The organism is Mesorhizobium sp. M6A.T.Ce.TU.002.03.1.1 (genome assembly GCF_003997275.1).
GTDB lineage: Bacteria > Pseudomonadota > Alphaproteobacteria > Rhizobiales > Rhizobiaceae > Mesorhizobium > Mesorhizobium mediterraneum.
Map to the genome: position 1 here is coordinate 1 of NZ_RZTI01000134.1, position 16,405 is coordinate 16,405.

At 60.0% G+C, this 16,405-nt stretch carries 14 protein-coding genes; 12 read left to right on the forward strand and 2 right to left on the reverse strand.

The window, feature by feature from the left end; all coding sequences use genetic code 11:
* The first annotated feature begins 198 nt into the window (after window positions 1-198).
* The 7 genes from EOC93_RS27655 to EOC93_RS27685 all read left to right on the forward strand — a co-directional run bounded on the left by EOC93_RS27655 (window position 199) and on the right by EOC93_RS27685 (window position 5,724).
* Entirely contained in the window at window positions 199-1,683 is a 1,485-nt protein-coding gene (locus tag EOC93_RS27655) for a pilus assembly protein TadG-related protein (RefSeq protein ID WP_127206200.1), read from the forward strand.
* 5 nt (window positions 1,684-1,688) lie between these two features.
* Window positions 1,689-2,231, forward strand: coding sequence for a TadE/TadG family type IV pilus assembly protein (locus EOC93_RS27660; RefSeq protein WP_245461559.1), 543 nt, complete (start codon window positions 1,689-1,691; stop codon window positions 2,229-2,231).
* A gap of 2 nt (window positions 2,232-2,233) precedes the next feature.
* Window positions 2,234-2,869: a TadE/TadG family type IV pilus assembly protein gene (locus tag EOC93_RS27665; protein ID WP_127206202.1), complete on the forward strand. Its 636-nt coding sequence runs from the start codon at window positions 2,234-2,236 to the stop codon at window positions 2,867-2,869.
* A complete protein-coding gene (locus EOC93_RS27670; protein WP_127206203.1) occupies window positions 2,866-4,029 on the forward strand; it encodes an AAA family ATPase in 1,164 nt (387 codons plus the stop codon). The genes EOC93_RS27665 and EOC93_RS27670 overlap by 4 nt, the downstream gene beginning before the upstream one ends.
* Window positions 4,013-4,603: a L,D-transpeptidase gene (locus EOC93_RS27675; RefSeq protein ID WP_127206204.1), complete on the forward strand. Its 591-nt coding sequence runs from the start codon at window positions 4,013-4,015 to the stop codon at window positions 4,601-4,603. Before EOC93_RS27670 ends, EOC93_RS27675 begins: the two co-directional genes overlap by 17 nt.
* A complete protein-coding gene (locus EOC93_RS27680; protein ID WP_127206205.1) occupies window positions 4,600-5,187 on the forward strand; it encodes a hypothetical protein in 588 nt (195 codons plus the stop codon). The genes EOC93_RS27675 and EOC93_RS27680 overlap by 4 nt, the downstream gene beginning before the upstream one ends.
* A 249-nt stretch (window positions 5,188-5,436) precedes the next feature.
* Complete coding sequence (locus tag EOC93_RS27685) at window positions 5,437-5,724, forward strand: GIY-YIG nuclease family protein (protein WP_127206206.1); 288 nt, start codon at window positions 5,437-5,439, stop codon at window positions 5,722-5,724.
* 150 nt (window positions 5,725-5,874) lie between these two features.
* Here the strand turns inward: EOC93_RS27685 and EOC93_RS27690 are convergent, their stop codons facing one another.
* A complete protein-coding gene (locus tag EOC93_RS27690) occupies window positions 5,875-6,414 on the reverse strand; it encodes a hypothetical protein (protein WP_126104685.1) in 540 nt (179 codons plus the stop codon).
* A gap of 297 nt (window positions 6,415-6,711) precedes the next feature.
* On the opposite strand from EOC93_RS27690, the gene EOC93_RS27695 reads away from it, so the two are divergent.
* The 4 genes from EOC93_RS27695 to EOC93_RS27710 are packed head-to-tail and all read left to right on the forward strand — an operon-like array spanning window position 6,712 to window position 12,296.
* Window positions 6,712-8,160, forward strand: coding sequence for a TolC family protein (locus EOC93_RS27695; protein WP_126104684.1), 1,449 nt, complete (start codon window positions 6,712-6,714; stop codon window positions 8,158-8,160).
* A 40-nt stretch (window positions 8,161-8,200) separates the two neighbouring features.
* Window positions 8,201-10,330: a type I secretion system permease/ATPase gene (locus EOC93_RS27700; protein ID WP_127206207.1), complete on the forward strand. Its 2,130-nt coding sequence runs from the start codon at window positions 8,201-8,203 to the stop codon at window positions 10,328-10,330.
* Between the two features lie 48 nt (window positions 10,331-10,378).
* Window positions 10,379-11,668 (forward strand): HlyD family type I secretion periplasmic adaptor subunit, encoded by a 1,290-nt coding sequence (locus tag EOC93_RS27705; RefSeq protein WP_127206208.1) that lies wholly within the window; start codon window positions 10,379-10,381, stop codon window positions 11,666-11,668.
* Window positions 11,658-12,296 (forward strand): ribbon-helix-helix domain-containing protein, encoded by a 639-nt coding sequence (locus EOC93_RS27710; RefSeq protein ID WP_127206209.1) that lies wholly within the window; start codon window positions 11,658-11,660, stop codon window positions 12,294-12,296. Before EOC93_RS27705 ends, EOC93_RS27710 begins: the two co-directional genes overlap by 11 nt.
* Window positions 12,297-12,484: 188 nt before the next feature.
* Here EOC93_RS27710 and EOC93_RS27715 read toward each other — a convergent pair whose 3' ends face one another.
* Window positions 12,485-13,438, reverse strand: a complete 954-nt coding sequence (locus EOC93_RS27715; RefSeq protein ID WP_127206210.1) for a transglutaminase-like cysteine peptidase — start codon at window positions 13,436-13,438, stop codon at window positions 12,485-12,487.
* 322 nt (window positions 13,439-13,760) lie between these two features.
* On the opposite strand from EOC93_RS27715, the gene EOC93_RS27720 reads away from it, so the two are divergent.
* On the forward strand, window positions 13,761-16,405 hold a 2,645-nt coding region (locus EOC93_RS27720), incomplete at its 3' end, for a VCBS domain-containing protein (RefSeq protein WP_206532281.1).

The window sequence follows — 16,405 nt, forward strand, 5'->3', positions numbered from 1 at the left end:
ATCCGGCGTCCAGGAACACGACGATCGAAGGCGATGGCGCGCGCGCTGCCGCTGTTGCCCAGAATTACAAATTTCCACCACCACCACCGCCACCACCGGCCATAACGGTCAATGTCGGCGACACCGCGGATTAAACAAAAGGATGCGGGTTCAGCGCCAGGCAAAGCGACTGGCGTCAGGGGAGCTAAGAGTAAGGCCATGCTGCGGATTGTTCGCGCGTTCTGGCACGATCAGAGAGGAATAGCGCTGATACTGGTCAGCATCATGCTGCCGGCAATCATCGGTTTTTCCCTGCTGGCGATTGACATGAGCCGGGTCAACAACCTGCACAATGATCTTCAGAAGGGAGCTGATGCGTTTGCCCTAGCAGGCGCGGCTGAACTGGATGGGACGTCGAGCGCTATCACCCGTGCTGACAGGGCGATCGCTACGCTGGTACGCAATCGATACACCTTCTCGACCTCCGGCCCGCCTCAAACGCTAGCTGCCGGCGGAGTAACGCGTCGCTATCTTCGCTCGTTGCCGGCCACCGACAATCTCCCGATCGTGGCGGCCAATGTGATCACCGACGAACTGAACGACGCCAGGCTTGCCCGTTTTGTGGAAGTCACGGTAACCCCGGTCGGATTTGCCGCGATCTTTCCGGCTTCCTTCCTGTCATCCGGCGCCAGCAACAGTTTCAATGTCGGGGCAGTCGCCGTGGCGGGCTTCACCTCCGGCGTCTGCGATTTTACGCCGGTCTTCATGTGCAACCCCTATGAGATGGTGAACGGGACCAATGCGGCTGGCGGGTACACACTTGAGCAGGCTGTTTCCAATCCGGCTGTCCATCGTCGGTTGATCGAACTGCGGAAAGTTGGAAATGGGGCTGCTGCTGGTCCAGGTAATTTCGGCTTCCTCGAGCCCCCAGCTGATGTGGGGAACGGCGCTCAAGCCCTCGCCCAGACGATCGCGACATCCAGGCCGATTGGCTGTTACAACTCCGCGAACGTTACCACCAAGACCGGTCAGAACGCCGGCCCGGTGCAGGACGCCTTCAACGTTCGTTTCGGAATTGGAGCCAACGGTAACCACTTCGATAGTGCTGAATACGGTCCGGCCGCCAATGTCCGAAAAGGGGCTATACAGACCACAGGTAGCGTCAATCAATGCGCCGCCATGAACCAGCTTTCGTTCACCGAAGTTGGAACAATGGGCCTTCCGCGCGATGCGACAACGCCGTATCAGGGCGGCAGGATGGGCGACGGAGATTGGAATTTTTCCGGCTATTGGAGCACCAACTTCGGTTCCGCCTCCTATCCATCGTCATGGGATACAACCAAGCCGACGCGCTATGAGGTCTACCGTTACGAGATATCGGCCGGGTTGGTGGGCACCGCGTCGACAGGTGGAGAGATTGGAACCCCGTCGGCAGCTTGCCAACCGCCCGTCACCTCAGTTGATCGTCGGTTGCTTTATGGCGCGATCCTGAACTGCGCTGCACTCGAAGCTGCGGGCAACGGCCTGTCCGGCCACAGCACCAATCTGCCGGTCGAAGCCTTCGGCAGCTTCTTCCTCACTGAACCGGTTGCGTCACCATCGGATGATGCGTCGGTGATGGTTGAACTTGTCGACATCACCGGACGCGGCGGCCAGGGCACGCTCGACAATTTCCTTCGCGACGAAGTCCAGCTTTACCGGTGATGGCGATGATCCGAACGCTATGCCGCCACCTCGACAGATTTCGACGCGACAGCCGTGGTGCGGTGCTCGTCGAAATGACGCTGATCACGCCGCTGATGCTGATCCTGTCGGCGGGCGTGTTCGAGTTCGGCAATCTGATCCACAACAAGCTGCTGATGGAGGCCGGCCTGTCGGACGCGGCACGCTTTGCCGCGCGCTGCAACAGCCAACTATATACTAGCTACCCTGGGTTCACTGCGATCGACTGCGCCGATATCGCAGCAAACATCGCGGTGTTCGGCAATGCGGCAGGGTCAGGCACTCCACGCATCAGCGACTGGGAGAAATCGGGTGTGACATCCAATGCGACGGTGACCATCGCCGCCCCCGCTTCCTGTCGCCCCGCCGTCGTCAATGGCGTCACCCAATATCGCTCCACCACGGCACAAGTCTGCATCGTCCGAGCGGCCGGCAACTATCCATATACCGGCGTCGGCATGCTGTCGTTCATCGGAATCGGTCCGATCACGCTGACCGGCTCTCACGAGGAGCGGTTGATCCGATTCTGATCATGATCAAGCGTTTTGCGAAATCGGAAGACGGCGCGGCGATGGTAGAAATGACCATCGTGGCGACGCTGCTGTTTGCCCTTGTTCTCGGTTTCGTCGATTTCGGCCATGCCTTCTATCAATGGAACGCCGCCACCAAGGCCGTCCAGTTAGGCGCGCGCCTGGCGTCTATTTCCGATCCGGTTGCCACCGCGCTAGCTACAGCCGCACCGACGACGACACCGGGCGCGCCGGTGGTGGCCGCCGCTTATGGACCCTTCGTCTGCGCATATACCGCCGGCACAGGGGCTTGCAGCAATGGCGGCACATTCAATGCTGCCAATTTCAGTCGCATCTTCCGCGGCGATACGGCAGTCACTAATGACGACGCCTGTCCCGCGTTGGCGACAGACCAGCGGCCGGGTATGTGTCATTTCTTTCCTGGCCTGCGGCGCGACAATGTCGTCATCGCCTATTCCGCCACCGGCCTGGGCTACCAGACTCGGTTCGGCGGACCGGTGCCGACAATCACCGTCAGCCTTCAGAACCGGACCTTCCAGTTCTTCTTTTTGCAAGGGCTGATGGGGTTTGCGGACATCACCATGCCCTCCATGCTGAGCACGGTCACGGGCGAAGACCTGAAGAGTACCGCGTCATGAATGCCATCAACACCAAGGTTCTGCCGACCAAACGAAAGCAAGTGGCCCTATTCTCGTCGGATCCACAGTTCAAGCGCCAGGTGGCGACGCGGCTGGACGCGCTGGCCATTTACGATGTCAGGATTTCCGAGACGGCTGACTTCCTCAACGGCCCGCCACCCGAGACGCGCCCGGGCATCGTCATCCTCGACCTTGGCCATGGCGAGTTGCTCGGCCAGCCCGGAATAGTCGCGGCGCGCGCCTTGTGGACGACGGTGCCGCTGATCGCGGTCTCCGACGAATTGACATCCGAACAGACGCGCATCCTGGTTCGCATGAACGCCTCGGATTGGCTGCACAAGCCGCTCGATGCCAAGGAACTGCTGAACGCGGTCACCTTCCACGACACCGGCAACCAGGGCACCAAGAGCCGCATCATCACTTTCATCAGCGCCAGCGGCGGCGCCGGCGCCACGACGCTCGCTCTGTCGGCGGCGGAATTCCTGGCGTCGAAATCCACCGAACGTGCGGCTTCGACCTGCCTCGTCGACCTCGATTTCCAGAGCGCCAATTGCGGCGCCTATCTCAACCTGTTCAACCAGTTCGACCTGGCCGGCATCATCGGCCAGCCGGAAAGGCTCGATGTCGAACTGATGGACGTCATCAGGCTCTCTCGCCCGTCCGGCCTGACCCTCTATTCATTCGAGAGGCCGCAACTGCCGTTTGAGCCGCAGGGCGCCGATTTCGTGTTCCGGCTGCTGGACCTCGTCGCCTACCGGTTCGACGACATCGTCATCGACCTGCCGAATATCGAAACCCCCTGGCAGAATTCCGTGCTTTCGACGAGCGACGAGATCTTCATCGTCTTCGAGCTCAACGTCGCCTCGCTGCGGCAAGGCAAGCGGCTCTACACGAAGATCCGCGAACTGCGCGGCAATTCGGTGAGCATCACGCTGGTCGCCAACAAGCATAAGCGCAAATGGTTCGGCAACCACTTTTCGCGCAGCGAACTCGAGAAGATATTCAAGGCGCCGCACATCAAGTCGGTCGGCCTCGACAATGCGCTGCTCACCGACGCGCTGAATCGGGCCATCCTGCCTTCCGAAGTGGACGGGCGGGCGCGCTTCAACAAGGACCTGAAGCGGATGTTCAAAGAGCGGCTCGATGACGCTGCACGGTAGATATCGCATCGTCCCGAGGCTTGCCGGCGCCTGCATCATCGGCCTGGCCTTGGGGATGCCGGTCTGGGAATTCGCCCATGCCCGATCTGCGTTGTCGGACCGGCCGCCGCTGCCGGCAATGGGCCCCAGCCTGCGCAAGGCGGTTGCTCTCCAAACCGCGGAACGGGTCGGCACGATCATCATCCGCAAGGACGAGAAGGCGCTTTATCTAGTCACCCGGCAGGGCCAGGCGCTGCGCTACCAGATCAGCGTCGGACGCGACGGCTTTGGCTGGACCGGCATCGTCAAGGTCGGGGCGAAAACGGAATGGCCGGAATGGCGCCCGCCCAGGGAAATGCGCGCCCGCCAGCCGGAGCTGCCGGAAATGGTGCCCGCCGGTCCCTACAATCCACTCGGCGCCAGGGCACTCTATCTGCTGCGGGACGGGCGCGACACGCTCTACCGCATCCACGGCACCAACGATCCCAAGGGCATCGGCTTCGACGGAACATCGGGATGTTTCCGTCTTACCAACACCGATGTGATCGATCTTTTCAAGCGCGTCTCGGTCGGCGCAAAGGTGGTGGTCCAATGACGATGATCAGCGACCCGGATATACCGGCAATCGACATTGGGCCGGCAACCCACACTGAAGAGCAAGCTGCAGTTGGGAAACCGAGCAATGCAAGGATGCTCGGCGTTGTCGCCGTCGGCGCCTTGCTGATCACGGCGGTGAACATAGCGGCCGCGGTCTATTTCTACCGCGGCATCAACGATCTGCGCCTTGTCGAACGGCGGCTGGAACAGCTCGGATCATTCGAGCAACGGATCGCGGCCCGGCTCGATACGGTCAACAACGGCTTCCAAAGCCGGTTTGAAAAACTGGACAGTCAACTGCAGGGCAGCTTCAACGAAGTCAAAGGCAGCATTGCCCGGCTTGAACAGGAGCTGCCCCTGGACAGTGACGACGACATGTCGAGCATCGCGGAGCCTTCCGTGATCACGACCAGCACCATGGCGGAAGCAGCCACCGATCTCGAAGAAGCGACCGAACCCAGTATCGACGAAGCGCCGCGCCCGCCCAAAAAGAGGATCGCGGCGCCGCCCCCTCCCCCAAACTCGTCCTACCAGCGCATCGTGCAGCCTGACGGCAAGGTCCATTACAAGAAAATCAAATAGTTCCTCTGCACAGAGGATTTGGTTCTTAGCCTGAAAGCGACCGTGGACGGTCGCTGTAGGCCGGCCTTCAGCCGCGTTCTCTGACGCTGGCGATTAGCCGCAAGCCCCCGCGCCTTCGTCATCCTAAGGCGAAGCAAGGAGCGAAGCGACGCGGCGCAGACCCTAGGATCCATGCCGTTACCTCTGCCGAACAATGCAACGGCTCAGAACGGCGCTTGTATCCGCAACTGCGCTCGTTACCCTTCAGCCATGACCGGCTATGCCTATATGACCGCGAGCCAGAAGCGCGGCACGATCTACATCGGCGTCACCAATGATCTCGGCCGCCGCATGCCGGAGCACAAATCCGGCCAAGCCTCGCGCTTCACCAGCCGCTACGGCGTGCAGCGGCTGGTCTGGTACGAGGAACATTTCGACATTCGCGACGCCATCCAGCGCGAGAAGTCGCTGAAGCGCTGGCCGCGCCAATGGAAGATCGAGCTGATCGAGAAGACCAATCCAGAGTGGTTCGAGCTTTTTCGCGGAACGGGGTGGTAGGGTTCGGTTCTGGGCCGCTGCATTCTTCGGCTGATGTCACGGAATGGATCCAGGGTCTGCGCCGCGTCGCTTCGCTCCTTGCTCCGCCCTAGGATGACGAAGTGGAGGGAAGGTTCGGCTAATCGAGAAGGCACCGGCGTGCCCCGGGTCCTACAAATCCCGCTGCAGAGCAATAAGCCGTACGGCGAGGGCTCGGGAACGCTGTCGCGCTTCGCCGAGAAACGCAACATGACAGTAGGCGCAGGCTGCAGTGCCCAGAAACAGTACCAGGCTGTTCTGCCAGGTGAAATCGAGGATCAGCGAGAATGGGTGGCCGCTGGGTGCGGTGAATGCCGCAATCGTGCTCGCCGTTTCAGAATGGCTGCTCGAAGCCATCATCAACCCGGCGAAAAGCAGAGCGGCGTGGTTGGCAAGGAAGAAGAACGCGGCCGATTTTCGCGTCCGGCAAGCCATCCAGCAGAGGATCGATGCGGCGGTCAGGATGGCGGCATCAAGGACCATTGAACCGCCCAGATAAAGGTCGACCTGCTGCCAGAACATCGTCGCCAAAGGGCGCAGTTCAAGCCAGATCCGCCACATGGCAGGGCTGGCCGGATAGCTTCCCAGCAGGAACGTCGCTGCTCGCTCCCCTGCCAGAATGAGAAGAATGAGAGCCGGAAAGGCAAAAAGCAGTAGCGACTTGCGCGTCATGTTCCCTCGCCAATCGATAAGCAGAATAGGCTGCAAAGATTGCGCGAAGCTTAAGGAAGGCGGCGAACAGCATTGATCACAGGCGCAGGCGCAGCCCACAACCGTGGCGAGCCGCCCGTTTATGTGCCATTTTTGCTACATCCCCGAAACTTTATGGCCCAGACCCTATTTAAAGCCGGTGCTAAATCAATAAACACTCACGTATTCGAAGAATTTATCGGATAACTTGTCAAAGCTTCGGTGAGAAGGCTTGGCCGTACAAAAAGCACCAGGCAAGAAGCGTGGGTGGGGTAGACCATGAATACGACAATCAAAGTGGCCATTGGCAAGCGCCTTGGCCTGCTCTTCACATTTTCGATGCTGGCTTGCGGGAGCGCTAGTGCCCTCACGCTCAAGGAAGCGATGGCCGTAGCCGTCGAGTCCAATCCAGAGATCGGCCAAGCGATCGAAAACCGCGAAGCAATCGAATTCGAACTGCGTCAAGCGAAAGGGCTCTATCTTCCCAGCATCGATCTCGAGGCATCTGCGGGAGCCCGTCGCCTCGACAATTCGTCCCGACGAGCGCTCTCCACAGAGGATGACGCGCTCTATCCGGCGGAAGCGGGTGTCGTGATATCGCAAACGCTCTATGACAGTGGAGCAAGACGGGCCGAACTGAACCATCAGGCGTCGCGGGTCGATGGGGCTTCTTTCAGGGTACTGGAGCGATCTGAATTCATCGGGCTCTCCGTCGTTCAGGATTATCTTGAATACATGCTGCAGGCCTCGATCGTTTCAGAGGCGAAAAAGAACCTGGGCTTCCATCAGGGGATTCTCGGCGATATCCGGCAAGGCATCGCGGGTGGTGCGTTGAACGAGGCCGATCGGCAACAGGCCGAGGAGCGCCTCTTCGCCGCCAAGGCACGCATGCAGGAAGCCACCGAAGAGCTGGAACAGGCCAAAATACGGTTCTTCAAGACCGTCGGCAAGCCGCTGACGAACGCCTCAAGGCCAGGGAGTGTTGGCGGCGCGCTGCCAAGGTCGCTTGATGAGGCGCTGGGACTGGCGCGCGAGAACAATCCGCGCGTTCACATGGCCAGCAGCGATATAGATGCCGCTGCTTCACTGGTGGATGCAGCCCGGGCCAAATTCGGACCCGCTATCGTTGCGGAAGGCCGTGCGCGGGCCGGATATGATATTGATGGCGACGACGGCGACGCCAGCGACCTGCAAGCGCGGCTCGTGCTGCGCTGGAACCTCTATCGCGGAGGTATCGACAAGGCCAACGAACAAGAACAGATCCGCCGCACCAGCGAACAGCGACTTGGATTGCATCAGGTCCTGCGTGAAATCGAGGAAGCCGTCCGCACCTCGTGGGATCGCCGCTTCCGGCAAGCCGAACTTGCAAAGACGTTGAGACAGCAAGCCTCCGCAAGCGAAAGGCTCGTCGCCTCCTATCGCGAACAATTCAAGGTCGGACAGCGTTCGCTGCTCGACGTGCTTGATGCGCAAAATACGCGGTTCAACACAGCAACGCTGGCGGATACTGCCTCCTACGCATCGCTGTTCGCCGAGTATCGGCTGCTGGCGGCGACCGGGCAGCTGCTGAAAACGATGAACCTTCAGCCGGCAAAACAGGCGGCGGCTTATGCCAGGACCGAGTTTGCAACGCCGGAGACTGCTGACACCGAAACCTATGCGCGCACCCCGTCGGAACAGAAAAATGATCTGCCTTTCGACATCCTCGCCCCGGTCAGGAAGAAATAGCTCGGTTTAAGGATCGATCGAGAGTCCTTGCGGGCAGATCGTGAACCAGCAACCAAACATCCTCTCCCCCAAAGAGGCATTCAAGGCCTGCTTTTCGGCTGTTGCCGGATATCTCGGCAGACCGAGCGCCGAAACGGTCCTGTTCGCCGGGATTCCGCTTTCAGAGACGCGAATAGAGGTGGAGGACATCAGGCATCTTGCCGAACGGATCGGTCTCGAGGTCCAGGAATTCAGCCACCGGGATTTTCTGCGCGGTCGTGTCGATCTTCCTGCCATTCTCTTTCGCGTCAGCCAGTTGCCTGTTGCCCTGCTGGCGGAGATGCAAGACGGCGCATATACGACCGCCCCGCAGGAAGATGGCCGCACGATCATCGCCAAATCCGAGCTTGCCGCCAGTGTCATCAGTGGCGGCGTTTCCTTTTCGATAACCTATGCCAATGCCACCGAAGGAATGAAGGTCGGTTCCGCGGCGAAGATAGAAAGGCGTCACTGGCTGACGGGAACGATGGGCGCCTTCTGGCGCACCTATTCGAAAGTGGTCCTGTCGGCGATATTCATCAATCTGCTGGCGATCGCCTCGCCGATCTTCACCATGAACGTCTACGACAGAATCCTGCCGAACAAGGCAACTTCAACGCTGTGGGTTCTGGCAATCGGCATCGGCGCCGTCATTTTGTTCGATCTGCTTTTGAAGACCGCCAGGGCGTCTCTCATCGACTATGCCGGGCGCAAAGCAGATCTGCGAATATCATATCTTCTGTTCGAAAAAGTCCTCAACTCGTCTCTGTCAGCGCGCCCAGGCTCGACCGGTGAATATGCAAATCGCGTGACCCAATACGAATTCGTGAGGGAGTTCTTCACCTCCAACACCATCAGCGTCTTCATCGATACGGCTTTTGTGTTCGTCTTTCTTCTGGTCATCTATGCGATCGGCGGCTGGCTGGTGGTCATACCGGCATTGGCCTTCGTGGCGTCGGTCATCGTCGGGCTGATCACGCAGCGACGTATCGGCAAGCGAGTCGCCGCCTCGATGAACGAGGCTTCTCAGCGCCAGGCCTTGCTGGTCGAATCCATTTCGACGCTGGAGACGATCAAATCGCTGCGGGCCGAAGCGTATCTGCTGCGGAGATGGGGCGAGCACTCCAAGAACGCTGCCAACACGTCGGAAAAGATCAAGCAGCTTTCGGCTGCCGCCGGCAACATCACCCAGGCCATACAGCAGCTTGTGACCGTCGCCCTGGTCGTAGCTGGTGCCTATGCCTTCTCGGAAGGCCATATTTCTACGGGAGCAATAATAGGCACGGTCATGCTGGCAAGCCGCGCGGTTGCTCCGCTTGGCCAGATCGCCATCACGCTTTCGAGACTGCGGCAAGCCATGCTCTCGTTGAGAATCATCAATTCGATCATGGCTCAACCAGAAGACCGGCCGGACACGGTGGGCTTCGTCAATCGCCCCATCCGCAACGGTGCGATGGTGTTCAGGAATGTCGGGTTCGTCTATCCCGGATCGGAAAACGAGGTTCTGACCGGCCTCAATTTTTCGGTGAAACCGGGAGAACGGATCGGCATCATCGGCCGTATAGGGTCCGGCAAGACAACGATGGGTCGCCTGATCGGCAGGCTTTTCCTTCCGACCTCGGGAGAGCTTTTGCTCGACGGCATCGACATCCGCCAATACCACCCGTCGGAGGTTCGCGCGGCGGTAGGAATCGTCGCCCAGGCCGGCGATCTGTTTTCAGGCACCATCAAGGAAAATCTCCTGATGGCGTGCCCCGAAGCGACCGATGAGGAAATCATCGACGCCGCAAAGGCCGCCGGTGTCGACGAGTTCGTCTCTCGCCACCCGCGCGGCTATGACATGAATGTCGGCGAGCGGGGTACCAATCTCTCGGGGGGGCAGCGACAGACGGTGGCAATTGCGCGCCTGCTGCTGACCAAGCCGAAAATCGTCTTCCTGGACGAGCCGTCAGGCTCAATGGATCTCGCCTCGGAAAGACAGTTGATCAAACAGCTCAAAGTGGCCTTCGATGGAAACACGACGCTGATCGTGTCAACCCACCGCTACAGCATGCTTGAGCTGGCGGATCGGCTTATTGTTGTCGAACAAGGCAGGATAGTTGCAGACGGACCAAAGGAACAAGTCGTAAAGGCACTGCAGAAAAGTGGCTGATCAAAATAGATTATATTGAACGAGTTCAATATAATGGGGCGTGGGGAAATGCTTGCCAGAGAAGACCGTCCGCCGCTTTTCGCGTCGGCATCCATATTCATCATAGGAGCGCTCTTCGTCGTTTTCGTTGCTTGGGCAGCTTTTGCCGAAGTCGATGAAATCGCACGCGGCGACGGCAAGGTCATCCCGGCGTCCAAGACCCAAATCATCCAGGCCAGCGAAGCCGGCGTCGTCCAGGAAATCGCCGTCAAGATTGGGCAGGTCGTCAGGAAAAACGACCTGATCATTCGCCTCGACAACACGCTGAATACGTCCAGCCTTGGCGAGCAGCAGGCCAAGTCACGCGCGCTTGAAGTGCGAATCGCAAGGCTCAAATACGAACAAAGCGGCAATCTCGCAGGGCCCTTTCCGTGCCCGGCTGGCATTCAGTCGATCGCTCCGCAAATCTGCGACAATGAACAAAAGCTTCTCACGGCCCGGCGCGAAAACTTCGACAATAAATTGTCGGTTCTCAAATCGCGCCTCGACCAGCGCGAGAAGGAACTGGACGAAGCAGCCGCCAATTCCGAACGCCTCACCAGGAATCTGGCCGTTAGTGACCAAGAGGCAAAACTGGTTGGATCAATGGTCAAAAAGGGGCTGATGGCCAGGACAGAGCAAATCCGGGTTGAACGGGAGCAGACCGAACTCAACGGTCAGCTGAACCTGTCCGGCGAGACAGTCAAGAAGATCAGGTCAACAATCACCGAAGCTCAACTCCAGGTCGAGGAGCTCGGCCTCCAGCTGCAGCAGGAAGCACTGGATGAACTGACGCAGGCGCTGGCCGAGCTTTCGGTCGTGGACGAAACCATTCGCGGGGCCACTGACAAGGTAGCGCGCACCGATATCCGTTCGCCGGTGGACGGCATCGTCAATACACTGGAGCTAAACACGGTTGGCGCCTTCGTCCAGCCTGGCTCGGTCGTGGCAGGCATCGTGCCCACCTCCGAAACCTTGCTGGTCGAAGCGCGCGTCTCGCCACGCGATGTCGCTTTCATTCGTCCCGACCAGGAGGCGCTGATAAAAGTCACCGCTTACGACTTCTCGATCTTCGGCGGCATCGAAGGCAAGGTCTCCAACATCACCGCCGACAGCTTGGTCGACGAGAAAACGGGTGAGCCCTTTTACCAGGTGCGTGTCGCGACGGACAAGTCGACCCTCGAACGGGACGGCAAGGCCTATTCGATCATCCCCGGCATGATCTGTTCAGTCGACATCAAGACAGGACGCAAGACGATCCTCAGTTACCTTTTGAAGCCGATCAACAAGGCGCGTCAGGAGGCGATGAGTGAGCGGTAGCGCCAACTCTCCTCCCAGCACCCATGATCGGTTGCTTCTGCCGATCACCAGAGAGGATTTCGGGCTGGAGTTCCGGGTTGTCGCGCGTGGCGGCATACGCCGCGGCATTCGTCTGGAAAAGGCTTTCTGGATGTCGCTGAAGCAGATGGCTGAAAACAGGAAATGCACGATCGGCATGCTGATCGACGAGATCGCCAAAAATCAAACCAAGACTGGTAATCTGACGTCGGCGATACGGGTGGCCTGCATACTCGGGCTGGCGGATGAAAACCTGATCCTGCGAAAGCTTGCATCGATCAGAACGATCAATGCCATATTGGTTGCCTGCCCCTCGCCCGCTTTTGCCTTGGCGTCATCGAAGAAGATCCTGACTTTCAATGCTCCGTTCCAGCAACTGGTCAAGCGTCAGTTGCCGACCGGACCAAACAATGATGCACGACAAGATCTCAAGCTGGCGCTGGATCTCAATGTCGCCGACATTTTTGCCCGACTCGATGCCAATGGCGAAGTTCCGATCGCCAGCGGCTTCGTCATCGGCGCCGGCGAACGTCGGTATCGGGGTCAATTGAATGCAGTGCGGGCGCCCGTACCCGAACCGGAGCTGCTGATGGCGTTCGTCAACGGCTAATGCATGTCGCGCAAAAGCTTGCCCTCGGGCTTGACCCTGGGCTTGACCCTAGGGTGCGCAGCGGTTTTGCTATATGGATAAAAACAAGAACTTAAAGCGCGTCGCATGAATCCGTTCAAATGCAACGCGCTTTAGAGCTGCCGCTCCGGGCAAGTGCAGCTCAATCCTGACGATGCTTCGCGTCATTTTCACAGGGACATATCCGGCTCCGAACCTTCGCCAGGAGCAACCGTTGCGAAAGCGCCCTTGATGTCGGCTATTTGCGCGCCCCCTGGTTTTGCGCCATGGATCCACGCCCGGTCAGTGCTGAAGGAATACAGCGGCAGATAATCAGGGAGTTCGCTGTCTTTCAAAACAGTGTTGTTGAGACTGTCGAGGATGAATGTGCCGCTGTCCGTACTCACCGACAGCACGGCATGAAAGAATTTTCTGCGGCGATCCTGGAGAACAACAAGCGACATGCTCTGCGCCGGGATACCGGCCCGCAGCAGAGCCGCCATCTTGAGGATGGCAAAATCCTCACAGTCGCCAGCCCGCCGCTCGAGGATTTCCGAAGGCTTCGCCCAATAGTCGAGCCTGCTGTAAACTGCACTGTCTTTCTTGTAGGCAATCGCGCGGTTTATGCTGCTGTTGACGAAGGACAGCTTGTCGCTGAACCCCCGGTCTTTGACCGCGTTAACGATCTCGGCAAAAGCAGCGCTCTTGCGCTCGCACGCACTGCTCGCGAAGCAGCCGGCGATGGCCCTGTAGACAGGTGCCCAGCGCGCCGAGACGGGAGAGTTGCGCATCGACAAGGCAACCGATCCGAACACACCGGGGATTATCGCCGCCGTCTGCACAGGATCTATGCCGGCATCGCCTCGCGACGTCGAATGAGCCTCCCCGTAATCAGCAACGGCTAGCCCGTAGCTGCCGGGAAACATATCTGTGCGGTAAGCTTCAGCAGGCCGCCAAGGCTGAAATCTCGCCAGCGAAACGCCGCCGAGGCATGGCGGCGCCTGCACCTTTTCCAGCTGCTCACCGGCCGCAGCGACATCCGCCACAATGGCATTCGCGAGTGCTGGCTGCGACAGGCCGACAAGGCCGACCGCTAGCAGGAGCATTTTGAGCCCGGTTGCCAGGCCAGCCTTTTCTTTTTTCATAACGCCCACCTTTGACTGTGGACGCTACCAATCTTGTCTCAAATTATTGGAAAGGAAGGTGGATAACTTTATCGAAAAGGGCTACGTCTATTTTGTATAAACTTTTATATACATTTATACTTATTTTTCCGCGTCATTGTCGTAAGGATTGCCAGCTAATTGGTCTGCTGCGGCAACATATATAGGGTTATATAAATATGATTTACCATGCGTAAAAAATAGTGGCAAATGCATATTAGGATATATGGAATAGATTACCAGACTGTTGCAAAGCCGAGATTACCGCTGTCTCTTCCAGAGAAATACCGGAGGGGTTTCAGCTATGGCGACCATTATCGAATTGGACAGTGTTTCAGGTTCCTCGGACGAACATTCTGCTTCCAATGAATACAGCGGCCTGGCATCGGCGGCAGGTATCCAGGTCGCGCAAGCAGCCTCGACCGAGCAACCGGCAGCAGCCGAGCCGGTGCCGGCGGATGTGGGCAACGGCGCAGCAGTGCAAACGGAAGCGCCGGCAGCGGCCAATGCACCAGCGGCTGCGGCGCCGAATGAATATGTGGCCGACGCCGGCAACACCGTGAGATTTCCGGCCAACGTCGCTATCGACAATATCCGAGTCGACGGCCGCCACCTTCTGCTCGAACAACCAGACGGCTCGGTGGTCGTCATCAAGGACGGTGCCCTGAACGTGCCGACCTTTATTCTCGGCGACATTGAGGTGCCGCGCGTCGCCTTGCTGGCGGCGCTTGAAGCAAGCCATGTCGACATTGCCTTCGGCGCCGACGGCTCGATCTCGGCGGGGCCGGGAAACGGGACGCCGGGCAGCGCCGGCGGAAACTTCGCGGTTCCAGTCGGTGGGATCGGCAATGGGTTCGATCTATCGGCATTGCTGCCGCCGACGGCCTTGCAGTTTGGCCGTTTGGAGCCGCGCGAACTGACGATTGGCGTCAGGGAGAAAGACTCTACCCCTTCGATTGATCCTGTAGCCTCGACCACGGTCTATGAGGCTGGCCTGCCGGCACGCAGCGGCGAGTCACATGGCTCGAATGAGCCTGCGACCTCGGAGACGACCTCTGGCACGATCGGCTTCAGCTCGCCGGACGGCGTGTCGGAAGTCTCGCTGGGCGGCCATGTGCTGACCGGCGTGCCCCAGACCTTCACCGACGCGACCGGCTCGCTGACAGCGAGCTATGTCTATGATCCCGCGACCGGCTTGGGCACGATCAGCTATTCCTATACGCTCATCGACAACACCTCCGGCGACACCACCAGCGTAAACCTCCCCGTCGCGGTGACGGACGCCGATGGCGATCCGGCAGCGCCAGGCAACCTGGCCATCAACATCGTCGACGACGCGCCGACGGCGATTGCCGACACGGACAGCATCGCGGCGGGTCAGTTCGGCCCCGCGACGGGTAATGTGCTTGCTGGCGGGACAGACGGCGTTGACGTCAACCTGACTGATGGGGCGGCCGACACGCAGGGCGCCGATGGTGCGACGGTGGTCGGGGTCACGAGCGGCACGACGAATTCCGATCTGGACGACGGCGGCACGCTTGGCGTGCAGATCCAGGGGACTTACGGCAAGCTGACGCTGAACGCCGACGGCACCTACAGCTATGCGCGCGATGCCGGCACGCCCGGCGGCGTCGACGACGTGTTCACCTACACCATCAAGGATGGCGACGGCGACCTGTCGCACACGACACTGACAATCTCGATCGGCGATGCACCGCCGGTGATCACCGACCTGACGCCCGAGGCCCGTGGCGGCGACGTAACGGTGAATGAAGAGGCGTTAAATGTCGGTACGCCGGGCGGGCCTGGGTCGAACCCGTCAAGCACGGCCGAGACCGGTACGGGCACCTTCACCATCTCTTCGCCCGACGGCATTGCCTCGCTGACGATCGGTGGTCAGGCCTTCATCACCAACGGCGTGTTCACGGCGGGCTCGTTCACGACGCCGGAGGGCAACACGCTGGCTGTGACTGCCTACGATGCCGCGACAGGTCAGGTGAGCTACACCTACACGCTCCTCGACAATGAGGCGCATCCCACCGCCCTCGGTGAGAACAGCCTGTTCGAGAACTTTGCAGTGGTGCTGACCGACCAGGACGGGCAGAGCGCCAACGATACACTCACCATCGACGTCGTCGACGACGTGCCGACGGCGAACGCCGACACCAACAGCGTCGCCGAGGGCGCCATCGCCACCGGCAACGTGCTGAGCGACGCCACCGACGACGTGTTCGGCGCCGACGGTGCGGCCGCCGGTGGCGGCGTTGTCGGCGTGGCCGCCGGCAGCAACACCGCCAGCCCGGTGAGCGGCGGCCTCGGCGCCGGCATTGCCGGCACCTACGGCACGCTGACGCTGAACGCCAACGGCAGCTACAGCTATGACGGCTTTGCCAACGCCGTGCCGGCCGGCGGCGCCACCGACACCTTCGTCTACACCATCATGGACGGCGACGGCGACCTGTCGACGACGACGCTGACCATCACCCTGTCGGACAGCGGCCTGGCGGCCGCCAATGACGACGCCACGGTCAATGAAGCAGCACTGGCGATCGGCAGCAATCCGGCCAGCCCGGCCGAGACGGTGACCGGCACGGTCGCCGACAACCTCTCCGGCGGCAGCGGCCCCTACACCTTTGCGCTGGTCGGCAGCGCGACCGGCTCGCACGGCACGCTGACCCTCAATGCCGACGGCACCTACAGCTACACGCTGACCGCACCGGTCGACGGCGCCGATGCCGACAACGGCACCAACACGGTCAACAACGTCGAGAGCTTCACCTACCAGGCGACCGACGCCAACGGCAACACGATCACCAGCACCATCACCATCGACGTCGTCGACGACGTGCCGACGGCGAACGCCGACACCAACAGCGTCGCCGAGGGCGCCATCGCCACCGGCAACGTGCTGAGCGACGCCACCGACGACGTGTTCGGCGCCGACGGTGC